At 67.1% G+C, this 17055-nt stretch carries 13 protein-coding genes; 7 read left to right on the top strand and 6 right to left on the bottom strand.

Annotation, left to right across the window (positions count from 1 at the left end; all coding sequences use genetic code 11):
• The first annotated feature begins 47 nt into the window (after positions 1 to 47).
• The 6 genes from VQ067_RS27220 (at position 48) to VQ067_RS27195 (ending at position 7378) form a co-directional block, all read left to right on the top strand.
• Positions 48 to 668, top strand: coding sequence for a YqiA/YcfP family alpha/beta fold hydrolase (locus VQ067_RS27220; RefSeq protein ID WP_003095691.1), 621 nt, complete (start codon positions 48 to 50; stop codon positions 666 to 668).
• A gap of 11 nt (positions 669 to 679) precedes the next feature.
• On the top strand, positions 680 to 2569 hold the full coding sequence (gene parE / locus VQ067_RS27215; RefSeq protein WP_003095690.1) for a DNA topoisomerase IV subunit B: 1890 nt from the start codon (positions 680 to 682) through the stop codon (positions 2567 to 2569).
• The gene (locus VQ067_RS27210; RefSeq protein ID WP_003095689.1) at positions 2569 to 3582 is read left to right on the top strand and encodes an esterase-like activity of phytase family protein; all 1014 of its coding nucleotides are present in this window, start codon (positions 2569 to 2571) and stop codon (positions 3580 to 3582) included. Before parE ends, VQ067_RS27210 begins: the two co-directional genes overlap by 1 nt.
• Positions 3579 to 4103 (top strand): retropepsin-like aspartic protease family protein, encoded by a 525-nt coding sequence (locus VQ067_RS27205; RefSeq protein ID WP_003116165.1) that lies wholly within the window; start codon positions 3579 to 3581, stop codon positions 4101 to 4103. The genes VQ067_RS27210 and VQ067_RS27205 overlap by 4 nt, the downstream gene beginning before the upstream one ends.
• Before the next feature lie 7 nt (positions 4104 to 4110).
• Positions 4111 to 6375, top strand: a complete 2265-nt coding sequence (gene parC, locus VQ067_RS27200; RefSeq protein WP_033940430.1) for a DNA topoisomerase IV subunit A — start codon at positions 4111 to 4113, stop codon at positions 6373 to 6375.
• A 292-nt stretch (positions 6376 to 6667) separates the two neighbouring features.
• Positions 6668 to 7378 (top strand): PqiC family protein, encoded by a 711-nt coding sequence (locus VQ067_RS27195; RefSeq protein ID WP_003110318.1) that lies wholly within the window; start codon positions 6668 to 6670, stop codon positions 7376 to 7378.
• 57 nt (positions 7379 to 7435) lie between these two features.
• Here VQ067_RS27195 and VQ067_RS27190 read toward each other — a convergent pair whose 3' ends face one another.
• Both VQ067_RS27190 and VQ067_RS27185 read right to left on the bottom strand, forming a co-directional pair.
• Positions 7436 to 7972 (bottom strand): metal-dependent hydrolase, encoded by a 537-nt coding sequence (locus VQ067_RS27190; protein WP_003110319.1) that lies wholly within the window; start codon positions 7970 to 7972, stop codon positions 7436 to 7438.
• The gene (locus VQ067_RS27185; RefSeq protein WP_003095683.1) at positions 7969 to 9507 is read right to left on the bottom strand and encodes a YtjB family periplasmic protein; all 1539 of its coding nucleotides are present in this window, start codon (positions 9505 to 9507) and stop codon (positions 7969 to 7971) included. The genes VQ067_RS27190 and VQ067_RS27185 overlap by 4 nt, the downstream gene beginning before the upstream one ends.
• A gap of 220 nt (positions 9508 to 9727) precedes the next feature.
• On the opposite strand from VQ067_RS27185, the gene serB reads away from it, so the two are divergent.
• Positions 9728 to 10942, top strand: a complete 1215-nt coding sequence (serB, locus tag VQ067_RS27180) for a phosphoserine phosphatase SerB (protein ID WP_003095681.1) — start codon at positions 9728 to 9730, stop codon at positions 10940 to 10942.
• Between the two features lie 86 nt (positions 10943 to 11028).
• Here the strand turns inward: serB and fimX are convergent, their stop codons facing one another.
• The 4 genes from fimX to rhdA form a co-directional block, all read right to left on the bottom strand.
• Positions 11029 to 13104, bottom strand: a complete 2076-nt coding sequence (gene fimX, locus VQ067_RS27175; protein WP_003095680.1) for a cyclic di-GMP-binding protein FimX — start codon at positions 13102 to 13104, stop codon at positions 11029 to 11031.
• A gap of 64 nt (positions 13105 to 13168) precedes the next feature.
• On the bottom strand, positions 13169 to 14992 hold the full coding sequence (fimW, locus tag VQ067_RS27170; protein ID WP_003095679.1) for a cyclic-di-GMP receptor FimW: 1824 nt from the start codon (positions 14990 to 14992) through the stop codon (positions 13169 to 13171).
• A gap of 317 nt (positions 14993 to 15309) precedes the next feature.
• A complete protein-coding gene (asd, locus tag VQ067_RS27165; RefSeq protein WP_003141725.1) occupies positions 15310 to 16179 on the bottom strand; it encodes an archaetidylserine decarboxylase in 870 nt (289 codons plus the stop codon).
• Between the two features lie 3 nt (positions 16180 to 16182).
• The gene (gene rhdA / locus VQ067_RS27160; protein WP_004352542.1) at positions 16183 to 16998 is read right to left on the bottom strand and encodes a thiosulfate sulfurtransferase; all 816 of its coding nucleotides are present in this window, start codon (positions 16996 to 16998) and stop codon (positions 16183 to 16185) included.
• Positions 16999 to 17055 lie beyond the last annotated feature (57 nt).

Raw genomic sequence — 17055 nt, 5'->3', positions numbered from 1 at the left:
ACCGTTCGGCTTTCCCTACCGAGTTGAAGCCCATTAGCCCGTTCCCGATGACCGCGACCAGCCCATCCCTGCTGTATATCCACGGCTTCAACAGTTCGCCCGAATCGCACAAGGCGCGTCAGTTGCAGGCGGCCTTCGGCCACTTGGGCCTGGCCGAAGGCCTGCGCGTCCCGGCCCTGCACCATCACCCACGGCAGGCTATCGCCCAGTTGGAGCGGGCCATCGCCGAGCTCGGGCGACCGGTGCTGGTCGGCAGCTCCCTGGGTGGCTACTATGCGACCCATTTGGCGGAGCGCCATGGCCTGGCGGCGATCCTGGTCAATCCGGCGGTCGCCCCGCATCGCTCCTTCGACGGCTACCTGGGCGCGCAGACCAACCACTACAGCGGCGAGACCTGGGAACTCACCGAGGACCACGTGGCGGCGCTGGCCGAACTGGAAGTCACGCGCCTGCAACGTCCCGAGCGCTACCAGGTATGGCTGCAGACCGCCGACGAAACCCTCGACTATCGCGCCGCGCAGTCCTTCTACCGAGCCTGCGCGCTACGCATCCAGGCCGGCGGCGACCACGGCTTCCAGGGCTTCGCCCGGCACCTGCCGGCGCTGCTGGCGTTCGCCGGCTACCCGTCGGCGCTGTGGCGCGACACCGATTTTTCGACTTTTGACTGAATAGAGACCCCATGGCTACTTACAACGCAGACGCCATCGAAGTCCTTTCCGGCCTCGACCCGGTGCGCAAGCGCCCGGGGATGTACACCGACACCACCCGCCCCAACCACCTGGCCCAGGAAGTCATCGACAACAGCGTCGACGAAGCCCTGGCCGGCCACGCGAAGAGCGTGCAGGTGATCCTGCACCAGGACAACTCGCTGGAAGTCATCGACGACGGCCGCGGCATGCCGGTGGACATCCACCCGGAAGAGGGCGTGCCGGGCGTCGAGCTGATCCTTACCAAGCTGCATGCCGGCGGCAAGTTCTCGAACAAGAACTACCAGTTCTCCGGCGGCTTGCACGGGGTCGGCATCTCGGTGGTGAACGCGCTCTCGACCCGGGTCGAGGTACGCGTCAAGCGCGACGCCAACGAGTACCGGATGACCTTCGCCGACGGCTTCAAGGACAGCGACCTGGAAGTCATCGGCACGGTCGGCAAGCGCAATACCGGTACCAGCGTGCATTTCTGGCCGGATCCGAAGTATTTCGATTCGGCGAAGTTCTCGGTCAGCCGCCTCAAGCATGTGCTCAAGGCCAAGGCGGTGCTGTGCCCGGGCCTGAGCGTGGTGTTCGAGGACAAGAACACCGGCGAGCGCGTCGAGTGGCACTTCGAGGACGGCCTGCGCTCCTACCTGACCGACGCGGTCGCCGAGCTGCCGCGCCTGCCCGACGAACCCTTCTGCGGCAACCTCGAAGGTTCCAAGGAAGCGGTGAGCTGGGCCCTGCTGTGGCTGCCCGAGGGCGGTGAGTCGGTGCAGGAAAGCTACGTCAACCTGATTCCCACGGCCCAGGGCGGCACCCATGTGAACGGCCTGCGCCAGGGCCTGCTCGACGCCATGCGCGAGTTCTGCGAGTTCCGCAACCTGTTGCCGCGCGGCGTCAAGCTGGCGCCCGAGGACGTCTGGGAGCGGATCGCCTTCGTCCTCTCGATGAAGATGCAGGAGCCGCAGTTCTCCGGGCAGACCAAGGAGCGCCTGTCGTCCCGCGAGGCGGCGGCGTTCGTCTCGGGCGTGGTGAAGGACGCCTTCAGCCTGTGGCTCAACGAGCACGCCGAGATCGGCCTGCAGTTGGCGGAACTGGCGATCAGCAATGCCGGGCGTCGCCTCAAGGCGGGCAAGAAGGTCGAGCGCAAGAAGATCACCCAGGGGCCGGCGCTGCCCGGCAAACTGGCCGACTGCGCCGGACAGGAACCGATGCGCGCGGAACTGTTCCTGGTCGAGGGCGACTCCGCCGGCGGCTCGGCGAAGCAGGCGCGGGACAAGGAATTCCAGGCGATCATGCCGCTGCGCGGAAAGATCCTGAACACCTGGGAAGTGGACGGCGGCGAGGTGCTCGCCAGCCAGGAGGTCCACGACATCGCGGTAGCCATCGGCGTCGATCCGGGCGCCAGCGACCTGGCTCAGCTGCGCTACGGCAAGATCTGTATCCTCGCGGATGCCGACTCCGACGGTCTGCACATCGCCACGCTGCTCTGCGCGCTGTTCGTCCGTCATTTCCGCCCGCTGGTGGAGGCCGGCCACGTCTACGTGGCGATGCCGCCGCTGTACCGCATCGACCTCGGCAAGGAAATCTACTACGCCCTCGACGAAGCCGAGCGCGACGGCATCCTCGAGCGCCTGGCCGCCGAGAAGAAGCGCGGCAAGCCGCAGGTCACCCGCTTCAAGGGCCTTGGCGAAATGAATCCGCTGCAACTGCGCGAGACCACCATGGATCCGAATACCCGGCGGCTGGTCCAGCTCACCCTGGAGGACGCCACCGGTACCCTGGAGATCATGGACATGCTGCTGGCCAAGAAGCGCGCCGGTGACCGCAAGTCCTGGCTGGAGAGCAAGGGCAACCTGGCCGAGGTGCTGGTCTGATGCGCCGCCTGCTGGCCATCCTCGGCCTGTTCGGGGGCCTGGTCCAGGCGGCCGAGGCGCCGCCAGAGCCACCGGTTCCGGCAGCCTTGAGCTTCATCTCCGAACATGCGGTGGAGGGCATGCGCGGCGGCAACCTTTCCGGGCTGGCCTGGTGTGGCGGCGCGCTGTGGACGGTTTCCGACCGCGACGACGACCGCCTGTATCGCCTGCAACCCTCGGCCGAAGGCTCCGACCAGCCCTGGCAGGCCGAGGCCGAGAGTTTCATCGCTCCGACCCCGCCGGACAGCGGGTTGCCCTGGGGCATGAGCACGCGGGTCTGGCTCAGTGGCCTGGTGCGCGGCGGCAACCTCGACTTCGAAGGCATCGCCTGCGATGCCGCCGGCAATCGCTACCTGGTCAGCGAGGCGCACGCGGCGGTCCTGCAACTGCCGGTGAGCGGCGCGCCGAACTGGCTGCGCCTGCCGCCCGGCCTGCTGCCGCAAGCGCGGGCCAGCGGCATGCTGATGAATTTCAACGCGTTGTTCGAAGGGATCGCCGTCGACCCCGAGGGCAAGCGCCTCTGGCTGGCTGCCGAGCGCGAGCGCCGCGGCCTGCTGGTGGCCCACCGCGACAACAGTGCCTGGCGCTGCGAGGGCAGCTGCGTACTGCTCGCCGAGGGCGGCAAGATCGAGCCGCCGCCGGAACTGGGCAGCGCGCGCAAGCTGCCGAAGGATTTCTCCGACCTCGCCTTCTACCGCGGCAAGCTGTTCACCCTGGAGCGCCTGGCGCATCAGATCTGCCGCCGCGACCTGGCCCAGGCCAAGGTCGAACGCTGCTGGTCGTTCGCCTCGGCGGTCCTGGCGCCGGAGCGTCGCTACGAGCTGCCTTATGGCGTCGCGGAAGCCCTGTCGCTGGACGACAAGGGCGCCTGGCTGGGCATCGACAATGGCGACCATGCGCGCGCCGATGGCGACGTGCGGCCCTTCGTCCTGCGCTTCGCCGCGCCCGCCGGCGGCTGGTTGGGGGACAAGTGACGCAACAGGCGCCCGGTCAGCGGCTGGGACGGATCATGTTGGTGCTGGCCTGGGTCGCCGGGCTGGCGCTGGCGACGCGCTATTTCGGCGTCTGGGAAGATCGACAGCGCAACCCGAACCAGGCGCCGCAATCGATCCATGGCGACGGCTACGTCGAGTTGCGCCTGGCCAGCAGCCGCCAGGGCCATTACCTGCTGAACGGGCAGATCAACGGCCAGGGCGTGACCTTCCTGCTCGATACCGGGGCGACCCAGGTGGCGGTGCCGGAAGCCCTGGCGGCAAGACTCGCGCTGGAGCGCGGCGCGCCGATCACCCTGAGCACGGCCAACGGCCGCGCCACGGGCTGGCGCACGCGGCTGGACCAGCTGCAACTCGGCGATATCCGCCTGTCCGGGGTCGCGGCGCTGATTGCGCCGGGCATGGACGGCGATGAGGTGCTACTCGGCATGAGCGCCCTGAAACAACTCGAATTCACCCAGCGCGACGGCACCCTGGTGCTGCGCCAAAACACTTCTCCGTGAGGTACGCATGAGCGAATCCCTCGATCTGAGCCTGGAAGGGGTCGAACGCCGGTCGTTGGCCGAGTTCACCGAGCAGGCCTATCTGAATTATTCCATGTACGTGATCATGGACCGCGCCCTGCCGCATATCGGCGACGGCCTGAAACCGGTGCAGCGACGCATCGTCTACGCCATGAGCGAACTGGGGCTGGATGCCGATTCCAAGCACAAGAAGTCGGCGCGCACCGTCGGCGACGTGCTCGGCAAGTTCCACCCGCACGGCGACTTGGCCTGCTACGAGGCCATGGTGCTGATGGCGCAGCCGTTCTCCTATCGCTATCCGCTGGTGGACGGCCAGGGCAACTGGGGGGCGCCGGACGATCCCAAGTCCTTCGCCGCCATGCGTTATACCGAGGCGCGCCTGTCGCGCTATTCCGAGGTGCTGCTCAGCGAACTGGGCCAGGGTACCGTGGACTGGGTACCGAACTTCGACGGCACCCTCGACGAGCCGGCCGTGCTGCCGGCCCGCCTGCCCAACCTGCTGCTCAACGGCACCACCGGCATCGCGGTGGGCATGGCCACCGACGTGCCGCCGCACAACCTGCGGGAAGTCGCGTCGGCCTGCGTGCGCCTGCTCGACCAGCCGGGCGCGACGGTCGCCGAATTGTGCGAACACGTGCCGGGCCCGGACTTCCCCACCGAAGCCGAGATCATCACCCCGCGCGCCGACCTGCAGAAGGTCTACGAGACCGGCCGCGGTTCGGTGCGCATGCGCGCGGTGTACCGCGTCGAGGACGGCGACATCGTCATCCACGCCCTGCCGCACCAGGTGTCCGGTTCCAAGGTGCTGGAACAGATCGCCGGGCAGATGCAGGCCAAGAAGCTGCCGATGGTGGCCGACCTGCGCGACGAGTCGGACCACGAGAACCCGACCCGCATCGTCATCATCCCGCGTTCGAACCGGGTCGATGTCGAAGAGCTGATGACCCATCTGTTCGCCACCACCGACCTGGAAACCAGCTACCGGGTCAACCTGAACATCATCGGCCTCGACGGCAAGCCGCAGGTCAAGGACCTGCGCCAGTTGCTCTCGGAGTGGCTGCAGTTCCGCATCGGCACTGTGCGTCGACGCCTGCAGTTCCGCCTGGACAAGGTCGAGCGCCGCCTGCATCTGCTGGATGGCTTGCTGATCGCCTTCCTCAACCTCGACGAGGTGATCCACATCATCCGCACCGAGGATCAGCCCAAGGCGGTGCTGATGGAGCGCTTCGAACTCAGCGAGGTGCAGGCCGACTACATCCTCGACACCCGCCTGCGCCAGTTGGCACGCCTGGAAGAGATGAAGATCCGCGGCGAGCAGGAAGAGTTGCTGAAGGAGCAGAAGCGCCTGCAGACCCTGCTCGGCAGCGAGGCCAAGCTGAAGAAGCTGGTGCGCGAGGAGCTGATCAAGGACGCCGAGACCTACGGCGACGACCGCCGTTCGCCGATCGTCGCCCGCGCCGAGGCCCGCGCGCTGTCGGAAACCGAGCTGATGCCCACCGAACCGGTGACCGTGGTGCTCTCGGAAAAAGGCTGGGTGCGTTGCGCCAAGGGCCACGACATCGACGCCGCCGGCCTCTCCTACAAGGCCGGCGACGGCTTCAAGGCCGCCGCGCCGGGACGCTCGAACCAGTATGCGGTGTTCATCGACTCCACCGGGCGCAGCTACTCGCTGCCGGCCCACAGCCTGCCGTCCGCGCGAGGCCAGGGCGAGCCACTCAGCGGCCGGCTGACGCCTCCGCCGGGGGCCAGCTTCGAATGCGTGCTGCTGCCGGACGACGATGCGCTGTTCGTGATCGCTTCCGACGCCGGCTATGGTTTCGTGGTCAAGGGCGAGGACCTGCAAGCCAAGAACAAGGCCGGCAAGGCCCTGCTCAGCCTGCCCAACGGCTCCGCCGTGGTGGCGCCGCGCCCGGTGCGCGATGTGGAGCAGGATTGGCTGGCGGCCGTGACGACCGAGGGCCGTCTGCTATTGTTCAAGGTCTCCGACCTGCCGCAGCTCGGCAAGGGCAAGGGCAACAAGATCATCGGCATCCCCGGCGAACGCGTGGCCAGCCGCGAGGAGTACCTCACCGACCTGGCTGTTCTGCCAGCCGGGGCGACGTTGGTCCTGCAGGCTGGAAAGCGTACCCTGTCGCTCAAGGGCGACGACCTGGAACACTACAAGGGGGAGCGGGGCCGGCGAGGCAACAAGCTGCCGCGCGGTTTCCAGCGCGTCGACAGCCTGCTGGTGGATATTCCGACACAGGATTGAAATGAGCCGTTACCGGTCTCCGATCTCTCGCATATCCGCAAGGGAATGGCGAAAGCGGCCTCTTCCGAGGCCGGCTTTCCGGGGGAATGTCGTCTCCCTGGCGGGTTCCGCCGGGTTTTCCCCTGACGCAGGTGGTCCGAAACCGGTTTCGGAATACGCTCTGCCTCTGGAGCTATGGCGCTGGTTAGGGGATGATACGCCCCTTCGGCCGCCGTTTCCGATGGCGGGTGGCCAGTAGAATTCAAGTCTTGCATCAGTAGTGCCGATCTTCGGCGAAATACGGTGGTTCTCGATGAGCGCGTGGCGCGTCTTCGCATGTCTTTCCCTCGTCAGCCTGCTCGGGCTGACGGGTTGTGCGGTCCATCCGCCGGCCCAGCTCTACCAGTTGGACGTCGGTGCCGCCGCAGTACCGAAAAAGGATGGCGGTGCGGCCGTCCTGCTCGGCCCGGTACAACTGGCCGACTATCTCAAGCGCGATGTGATGGTGCAGCGGCAGGCCGACGGTATTCTCAGCCTGTCCACCGACGCACGCTGGGCCGGCAACCTGGAGACCAATGTCAGCCAGCAACTGCTGCGGCAGATGTCCAGCGAGCTGGGCAGCAGCCGCCTGGCGCTGTTCCCGGAAAAACCTGGTTTCACCCCCCAGGTCCAGGTGATGCTGACCATCAGTCGCCTCGACTCCGGCCCCAAGCAGCCGGCGGTGATCGAGGCGCGCTGGCGCCTGCTGGACCAGAAGGGCGACCTGAAGGATAGCCGGGTGTTCCACGAGGAAGAACGGCACCAGGGCAGCATCGGCGACCAGATCCGTGCCCAGAGCGACCTGCTCAAGCGCCTGGCGGCGCAGTTGGCCAAGGACGTCAAGCCGATCGCCGTGGCGGCCGAGGCGCCGCCGCCGGCGACCGCGCGCAAGCCGGTGGCCAAGCCGAAGGCCAAGGAAGAGGAAGGTCCGAAAATGCCGCTGGTGGTGCCGATTCGCACCGATGCCGAGGTCTATCGGTTCTGATTGTCGAGAGCCGACCAGGAACAAGCCCCGCCGAAGCGGGGCTTTTTCGTTTCGGCGTCAGCGTGAGCGGCGCAACAGGAAGCGCAGGGCCATGCCGGCGAGCGCCAGCAGCAGGCAGGGTAGCCAGACCCAGCGCGCCTCCGACTGCAGCACCAGCAATCCGCGTTCGCTGAGGAAGCGCGACAGACCGATCGGCGACACGGCGATCGGATGGAAGGGCATGAAGTAGCGGGCGTCGCTCCAGGGCCAGAACCAGGCGACGCCCAGCCCGCCGTTGGTCATCGCGTCCAGCAGGCTGTGCGAGGCGGTGGCCAGCGCCACCCACAGCCCGGCTTTCAGCGGTCCGCTATGCAGCGGCCGGCAGGCGAGGGCGGCGAGCGCACCGAGGATCGCGGCGAACAATAGCGAATGGCTGAAGCCGCGATGGCCGAAGGCATCGTGATAGGCGATGCCGAGCTTGAAGGCGATCACGTCGAAGTCCGGCAGGCAGGCGGCGAGCATGCCTGCCAGCAGCAGGCGTGGCGGGATCACCCGGCTGCCAAGGGCCAATCCCACCGCCAGGACCGGCAGCGGGTGGGTGATCAGGGTGGTCACGGGCGGGCGCGGTCGTGCATGCGCGCCAGTTGGCGCTCGAGCATCGACGGATACGGCTCCAGCAGACGCTCGACGCAGCAGGCTCCTTCCGGACTGGCAATGGCGCGGATACGGGCGCGCTCGCGGACCACCGCGTCGTCGGCGATGCTGCGTTCGACCAGCAGCAGGTTGCGGCTGTGCTGGTTGAGGGCGAGGGCGTTCTGCACGGTTTCGTTGAGCAGCAGGTCGGCCTGGGTCTGTTCGCTGAGGTCTTCGCCGAGGCTCAGGCCCAGTTGCAACTGCAAGGTGATGCCGCTGTCGGCAACCTCGATCTGCAGGGCATGGCCGAGCGCGCGCATCAGTTCACCGCAGCAGAGCGCGTTGGTCAGGTAGTCGGCGCGGTTGTCGCGGCTGTGGAAGAGAATCAGGCTGCCGCCGTCGCTGAGCGTGTGCAGGCTGCCCTTGTACTGGCGGGCGGCCTGTTCCAGGCAGTCGCGATAGCGTTGCAGGAGGTCCACCAGACGGCTGCGTGGCAACCGGCGCAACTGTTCCTGGGCGCCGAGCTGGATCGCCAGCACCGCACTGTGTTGCGGTTCGCGCGCAGCGGCGGGCGCCGCGGGCTGGTCCCCGGCTTCGGCTCCGTTCTCGTCGAAGGCGTCCTGGTCCAGCGGGTCTTCGTCGATGGAGGTGAATTCCACCGGCTTGGTCTCGTCCAGCAGGGCGTCGCCCAGCGGAATGTCGTCTTCCTCGAAGGCCGAGGCCTCGACCTTGCGGCTGCGCAGGTCGGCTTCGTCGTCCTCCAGCAGGATGTCGTCGAAGTTCTGCGGCAGCGGTGCTTCTTCCGGCTCCGGCGCCGGCGGCTTCTCCGGCACCAGGCGCTCTTCCAGGTCGCGCGCCAGGTCGCCCAGCTCGTTCTGCAGTTCGGCGCCGGGGGCCGGATTGTCCGGATCGCGCAACCAGACACGCAATTGCAACAAGGGTGTGGAAATCTGCCGCCCCAGGCGCAGGCTGAAATACAGGGCGAGGATTAGCAGGATCAGGCTGATCAGGCCCATGCTCTGCAGGCTGATCATCATCGGCTGCTGGAACTGCTGCATGTCCAGGCTGATGCGCAGGTGCCCGGCGATCACTTCCTGGAAGGTGATCGGCGTCGAGTACAGGCCTTCGGTGGCGCCGAGCAGGCTCTGCTTCGGACGGCTGCCGGCCTCGGCGAGGATGCGCTGGTCGACGCTGTAGATCGCCGCATGGGCCACCAGCGGGTTCTTCACCAGGTTGTTCAGCAGCACGTTGAGGCTAAGGATGTCGTTGGACACCAGCAACTCGGTGGCGGACGCGGCGGTCTGGGTGATCAGGCTCTGGCCCAGGGCATCGGCCTGCTGCTGCATGGCCTGGCGAAACTGCATGCCCATGACCCAGGCGTAGATCAGCAGGGCCAGGGCCACCAGGATCAGGCTATGGCTGGCGAGCCGCAGAGCGATCGGGACGCGGCGCTGGCGCAAGGCACGAAACAGCAGGAGGAAGAAATTGTCGGGCTTGACGGACGTGGGCCGGGTCACAGGGGGCTCGGTCTTCTGAAATAGAGGTATCGCGCAGTATAACCAGCGCCCCCCGAGGGGCAAAGGGCCGTTGACGCGCTTTCCAGGCCGCCGCGCGGCGGTTTCGCGGGTTTTCCCGGTCGGTTCCGACCGGTGGTGATGGCAAATGCCCGGCTCTGCGTCTCTCGGGTGTGCGGGAAAGCGGGTAGAATGGCGTCTTTTACCTGGCGGAGCTTACGCCTTGCGCGAAATTGTCCTGATCAACATCACCGGGGAAGACCGCCCCGGTCTCACCGCGGCCATCACCGGCGTACTGGCCCAGGGCGGGGTGAACATCCTCGACATCGGCCAGGCGGTGATCCACGACACCCTGTCGTTCGGCATCCTGGTGGAAATCCCGGATACCGAGGCCGGTTCCTCGGTCCTCAAGGACGTGCTGTTCACCGCCTACAAGCTGGACCAGCAGGTGCGCTTCACCCCGGTCTCGGAAGAGGACTACCGGCAATGGGTCGACGGCCAGGGCAAGGCGCGGCACATCGTGACCCTGCTCACCCGCCGGGTGACTGCCGAGCAACTGCAGAGGGTCAGCTCGATCACCGCCAAGTACGCGCTGAACATCGACCACATCGACCGTCTCTCCGGGCGCATGCCGCTGGACATGCCCGCCGACCAGGGCAAGGGCTGCATCGAGTTCTCGGTACGCGGCGAACCGGCCGATCCGGCGGCGCTGCGTGCGGAATTCCTCAGCGTCGCCCAGGAATTGAACGTCGACATCGCTTTCCAGCAGGACAGCGTGTTCCGCCGCAATCGCCGGCTGGCGGTGTTCGACATGGATTCGACGCTGATCGAGGCGGAAGTCATCGACGAACTGGCCAAGGCCGCCGGCGTCGGCGAGAAGGTCGCCGCGATCACCGAACGGGCGATGCGCGGTGAACTGGACTTCCGCGCCAGCTTCAAGGAGCGCCTGGCGCTGCTGCAGGGACTGTCGGAAGACGTACTGGAGGAGATCGGCGCCTCGCTGCGTCTGACCGAGGGTGCGGAAACCCTGTTCGCCGAACTCAAGCGCCTGGGTTACAAGACCGCCATCCTGTCCGGCGGCTTCACCTATTTCGCCCGTCAATTGCAGGCGAAGCTGGGGATCGACTACGTGTTCGCCAACGAGTTGCAGATCGTCGACGGCAAGGTCACCGGGGTGGCGGTCGAGCCGATCGTCGATGCCCAGCGCAAGGCCGACCTGCTGCGCGAACTGGCGGCGAAGGAAGGCCTGAGCCTGGAGCAGACCATTGCCGTCGGCGACGGCGCCAACGACCTGCCGATGCTCGGCCTGGCCGGCCTGGGCGTGGCGTTCCGCGCCAAGCCGCTGGTCAAGCAGTCGGCCAAGCAGGCGATCTCGACCCTGGGCCTGGACGGCATCCTCTACCTGCTCGGCTACCGCGACCGCGAAGGGCGAGCCTGAGGCCGGCGGGCGCCTCTTGCCGGCCCGGCAGCCACGAACCAGGTTGGTAGAGCGGAAAAGCAACGGGCGCCCAGGGCGCCCGTTCTTCATTCGTCTCCCGAGGAGAAGTCGTAGTCCATCGCCTGGCTCGGCCCCTGCAGGTAGTAGCCCTGGATGTAGGTGGCGCCGGCTTGCCACAGGGTGGCGAGGACGCTGGCGCTCTCGACGAAGGGGACGATGCTGAGCTTCTGCTGTTCGTGCAGTTCGGCGATCAGGCCCTTGAGGATCTCCTGGTTTTCCACCTGGTTGAGGTCCTGGACGAAGGAACCATCGATCTTGATGAATTGTACGGTCAGGTGCTTCAGCGCGTTGAACGGGTTCAGCGAGCAGCCGAACTGGCTGATCGCCGCCTGGCAATGCAGGGTGGCCAGGCCCTGGGTCAGTTGCTTGGCCTGCTTCAGATAGCTGGTGGCGTCGGCTTCGCTGATCTGGAACACCAGCGACTCCGGCGGCAGGCGCGCGGCCTTCAGCGCCACCCCGAGCCAGGGCAGCAGGCCGGGGTCTTGCAGACTGGCGCTGGACAGGTGGACGAACAGCTTGGTCTGGTGCCCCTTGGCGCGATGCTCGGCGAGCAGCTTGATCGAGTTGAGGATCACCCAGCGGTCGATCTTCTCCGCCAGCCCGGCTTCCTTGGCGGCATGCAGGAACTCCGCCGGCGGCACTTCCTGGCCCTGCGGATTGAGCAGGCGCAGGAGCACCTCGTAGTTCTCGTGGCTGTCGCCGCGCAGGCTGATGACTGGCTGGAACAGCAGGCGGAAGCTGTTGGTCTCCAGCGCCTGCTGGAGGATCGCGATGACGTCGCCGCGCTGGGCGGCGGCGGCAAGCTCTTCCGCCGGGTTGTACTGCTTGATCTGCGACCCGCCCTTGCGTGCCGCGTCATCGGCGCAGCGATGCGCACGGTTCATCACGTCCTGGGCCTTGGCGGTCTTCTCGTCGAGACCGGCGACGCCGATGCTGAGGGTGGCCTGGGCGCTGCGGCCGTTCAGCTCGAAAAGGTGGTTCTCGACTTTCTTCAGCAGTCGTTGCAGTGCCGCTTGCGCCTGCTCGGGAGTCTTGCCCTTGAACAGGGCGGCGAAGATCGAATCGCCGAAACGCGCCAGGTCGGCTTCCTCGCCGAACTGTTCGCGCATCAGTCCGGCCAACTGGCCGAGCAGCAGGTCGATCCCGGAAAGCCCGTGGTCGGCCTGGAGCGAGGGGTAGCCGTTGAGATGGATATAGGCCAGGGTCGACGGCTTGCGGGCGGTCACCGCCTGCTGCACGGCGGCATCCATCAGGTCGAGGAAGTGGCTGCGGTTGTAGAGTCCGGTGACCGGGTCCTGGCTGCTGACTTCGCGGAGCTTTTCTTCCAGTTCGGCGTTGTCGACCTCGCCGCGGATCACCACCTGGATGCAGGGTTCGCCGTCGTAGGTGGCGGCGGAGAGGCTGATGCGCGCCTTGAATTCCTGGCCGTCGAGCTTGACCCCGGTGCAAACCAGTTCGGTCTGGCGCTGGTCGTTCTGGTAGCCCTTGAGGAAATCCTTGAAGGCGCCCTGGTCGCAGGAGGCGATCAGGTCGATGACCGGCAGGCCTTCCAGTTCCTCGGCGTCCTCGTAGCCGAACAGCGCCATGTAGGAGCGGTTGGCGTAGATGTGCATGCCGTCGTGGACGTAGGTGATGGCGTCGACCGAGCTGTCGAGCAGCAACTGGCAGCGTTTTTCCGCCTCGCGCAGGGCCAGTTCGGCGGCGCGGCGCGCGCGGCGTTCGGCGAGGCCGGCCAGCTCGCGGTTGGCGACCAGCACCAGGCGCTCGTCCTCGCCTTGCGGCAGGGCGTCCTGGGCGCCGAGCATCAAGGCGTCGGTGATGGCGTCGGAGCTGTTGTCGGCCACCAGCTGGATGAACGGGATGTCGCGCGACTGGCGGCGCAAGGTGGCGAGCGCCTCGCCGGGCTCGAGACACTCGCTGGTCGGCGCGGCGATCAGCAGGTCCCAGCTTTGCTGGAGGGTCTCGGCGAGGTCCTCGGGAGAGGTCAGTCGATGTACGCGGGTCGCGTGGCCGGCATTGCGGAACAGACTGACCAGGCGTTCGGCTTCGTTCTGCGAGTCTTCCAGAATCAGCAGGCGGATGGTTTTCTTTTCGATGGCCATGGAAAGGGCTCAGTCCGCGTCCGGGCGGGCGCGAAAAGACGGCGAATGGAGGTGTCGGGGCAATCTACAGAGACTTCCAGAGCGAGTCAAAATCTTCCTCCCCCGCAGGCGGCCGGGCCACTGGCGCTGTGACCGGCTTATCGCTCGGGGTGTTCACCGGTTCCGCCGAGCGGTATTCGAACTGGCTGAAGCTGCCGGTCGAGGCCTGCCGGCGATTCAGCACCGCGCGCCGCTCCTCGCCGTGCAGGTTGATCTGCACCCGGCTGCCCTCCTGGAACGGCAGGCGCGGGGTGATCACCGTCGCCGGCCGCGAGATCGCGGCGATTTCCGGCAGCAGCAGGGCGCGCAGGTAGTGGCTGCTCTGCTCGGTCTTGCGCAGCAGTTGCAGGCCGCAGGGCTGCGCCGCCGGGGCGATCATCTCGATGCCCATCTGCGTGCCGCCATTGCGCACCTGGCGGATCCAGCGCACCACCGCGATGCTCCACGCCTGGCCGGGAAGGTCCTGCAGGCCGACCAGTTCGCCCGCCTGCAGTTGGGCGGGCACCTCCTTTGGCCAGCTCAGGCAATAACCGCCGGGGCTGTGGTTGACGATGGGCAGGGCGTAGGTCGGATAGTCCTCGGTGGCGTCAGTCTGTGCGTGGGCCTGCGGGTGATCGGGCTGCCCACCGCGGGGCGACTGGTGCGGCCGGTACTCGATTTCCTCCAGCGGCATGCCGGGCTGCCAGTCGGTGACCTTCTGCGCATCGAAGGCGCCGGCCCAGGCGTCCTGGACGTCGGCCTTGAAGCGAGGCGCCTCGGGCGCTTCCTGGATCTGCAGGACCTCGTTGAACGGGCGGCGCCCGGCGAGGAAGTAGTGCAGGGCGCTCATGCCGATGCACAGGGTCAACTGGCCCTGGCCCTGGGTGCGCTGGAAGGTACGTTCGGCGATGTCACCCCAGGCCGAGGAGAGATGTTGCAGCAGGTCCAGGGTCACCCCTTCGATCAGCGGCAGGCGCGCCTTCGCGCGCTCGGCCTCGGGCTGTAGCAGGTATTCGCGGATCAGTTCGACCAGCGGCTGGGTGTCGATGCCCAGGGCATTGGCCAGTTGGGTCTCCGGGTACAGCGAGCGGTAGCGCGGCGGGCCGTCGATCTGCGGCACGGCGATGAACAGCGAGCCGGGCAGCGCCGCGCTCTGTATCGACAGCAATTGGCTCCAGGGTTCGAGCACCTCGGCGAGCCGTGCAATGTTGTTCTGGCGCATCTGGTTGCAGCGCGCGCAGCCGAGCAGCAGCGGTATCAGGTAGGCCTGCTCGACGCTCAGGCCGGGGGTGTGCTTGGCCAGTTCGTCGCGCACCGCGAGACGATGCACACCGCGCTGGCTGGCCAACTGGTACAGCTGGTGGAGTTCCAGCCAAAGCCCCTCGGGGACCGGGCAGTACAACTGGCTGGCACGGATCAGCGGGCCGCACAGGCTGCGGATCGCCCGCTGGATACCGACCGCGAGCAACTGCGCGCGGTCGCGGCTGTTGCGCGGCGCTTCCTGGACCACGATCAGCTTGTAGCCGATGGCCAGGTGGTTCTGCAGGGCCTGGCAGAGGTTGGCGATCTTGCGCGGCCGTTCGTCGAGGACGATGGCCTGGTTGAGGAAGTGCCGTTCCAGGTGGGCGCAGACGAAATGCACCTCTGGACGGAACAGTTCGAGCAGTTGCAGGCGGGCCTCGACGGGCAGCACCAACTGGTTGAGTTCGATCAGGCCCTGGTAGAGCTGGCGCGCGGTTTCCCCGAGGTTGGCCTTGGGCAGGTGCGCCAGCCAGTACTTGATATCCTTCGGGGTGGCGTCGCAGAAGCTCAGGTTCTGCTGCGTCGGAGTGGGGACGCGCAACGAGAGGTGGGGGCTCTGGTTTTCCATGGGGGGTTAGACGGCTCCGCTACTGAAAAGGCTCTACGGGGGGATGAAGCCCCGGAGAGGTGCCGGACTTCCGATCGCCGCGGCTGCGCCTCCTCTTTCTTAACACGGGAGGCGGGTTCATCGTCGTGGCCAGGACAGGAACTGTGCGGCAGTCCGCTTTCCTGACCGAGGGGTCGGCACAGGCTCGATAGGACCTTTCCGAACTCTAGCAGCATCGAAATGGACCCGCAGCCTTCGGACGCCACGATCCCGCCGGGAGGTTCCGGCGGCGGGGAGAGATGGGACGGAGACGCTCGGGGCGCTCCGTCCCGGCGAGGTCAGGCCTGTTTCGGCAGGGCCAGGCATTCGCCCATGCGCACCGGGCTCGCTGCCCCGAGGCCGTCGTTGAACGCGACCTGCTGCGGGCCGAACAGGACGATGGCGGTGGAGCCCAGCTTGAAGCGACCCAGCTCGGCGCCTTTTTCCAGGCGGATCGGCGCACGGGCGGCTTCGTCGTAGCGGAAGGTCTTCAGTTCGCGCTTCGGCGGCGTAACCAGGCCGGCCCAGACGGTTTCGATGGAGGCCACGATCATCGCGCCCACCAGCACCACGGCCATCGGACCGCGCTCGGTGTCGAACAGGCAGACCACCCGTTCGTTGCGGGCGAACAGCTCGGGAACGTTTTCCGCGGTGGTCTGGTTCACCGAGAACAGCCGGCCGGGAACGTAGACCATCTCGCGCAGGGTGCCGGCCAGCGGCATGTGCACGCGGTGGTAGTCCCGGGGGGACAGGTAGACGGTGGCGAAGTCGCCGCCCATGAAGGGCGCGGCCAGTTCGGCGTCGCCGCCGAGCAGTTCGGCCAGGCTGTAGCTGTGGCCTTTGGCCTGGAAGATCCGCCCGTGCTCGATCGGGCCGAGCTGGCTGATCGCGCCATCGGCCGGGCAGAGCACCGCGCCGGGCTCCTGGGCCAGCGGGCGGGCGCCATCCTTGAGGGCGCGGGTGAAGAAGGCATTGAAATGTTCATAGGCCTGCAGGTCCTCGACCTGTGCTTCGCGCATGTCGACCTGGTAGCGCCGGGCGAACCAGGCGATCAGGCGGTCCTTGAACCAGGTCGCCCGGCAGTCGGCGGCGAAGCCGATCAGCCGGGACAGCAGGTGGTGCGGCAGCAGGTACTGGCTGCAGATGAACAGACGATCTTTGAACGACATTCCTCAAACCTCTACAGGGGTATCGGGGTGGTTGCCCCATTCCGACCAGGAGCCGGCGTAGCCTTTGACCCGCGGGTAGCCCAGCGCCTTGGCCACCAGGTAGGTGAAGCCGGAGCGATGGTGGGTCTGGCAGTGGGTGATCACTTCCTTGTCCGGCGTGATGCCGAGGGCCTCCAGGACTTCGGCGATATCCGCGCGGATGCGCAGGGCGCGAGCCGGGTCCATGCCGGCGGTCCATTCGAAATTGATCGCGCCGGGCACATGCCCGGCCTTCGCGGCGAGCACCTTGGTACCGGCGTATTCGCTGGGGTTGCGCGCATCCCATACCGCCAGATCGGCGGCGCCGAGGCGGCTTTGCAGGTATTCGCGGGTCGCGCTGGGCTCGTCGTGCAACGTCAGCGGCAGCGGGCCGCCGACAGGCGCCGGGACCTCGCGGTCGAGCGCCTGGGCGTCGGCGATCCAGGCCGGCAGGCCGCCGTTGAGATAGTGGTAGCGGTGGTGGCCGATCACGTCCAGCAGCCAGATGAAGCGGCCCGCCCAGCCGCCGCCTTCGTCGTCGTAGACCACGTAGGTCGCCTCCGGGCGGTGGCCCAGCTCGCCGAACAGGGCTTCCAGGTCGGCCTTGGCCGGTAGCAGGCCGGGTGCCGGGGGTTGTCCCCACTGGGTGCGTTTGGGGTCGACGAAACGCGCGCCGGGGATATGCCCTTCGGCGTAGCGGGCGGCACTGGTCAGGTCGACCAGGATCAGCTCGGGCGCGCCCAGGCGCGGCGCGAGATCGCTGGGCTCGATCACCAATGGCAGGTCGGAGAAGACGGACATGCGAGTACCCCCGGGTTGAAGAAGGGCAGCAGTTTAACGGAAAGCGCGCCCGACCAG

The organism is Pseudomonas sp. KBN12P06040 (assembly GCF_037574965.1).
Lineage (GTDB): Bacteria > Pseudomonadota > Gammaproteobacteria > Pseudomonadales > Pseudomonadaceae > Pseudomonas > Pseudomonas aeruginosa.
This window is presented reverse-complemented; position numbering and strand designations above follow the sequence as displayed.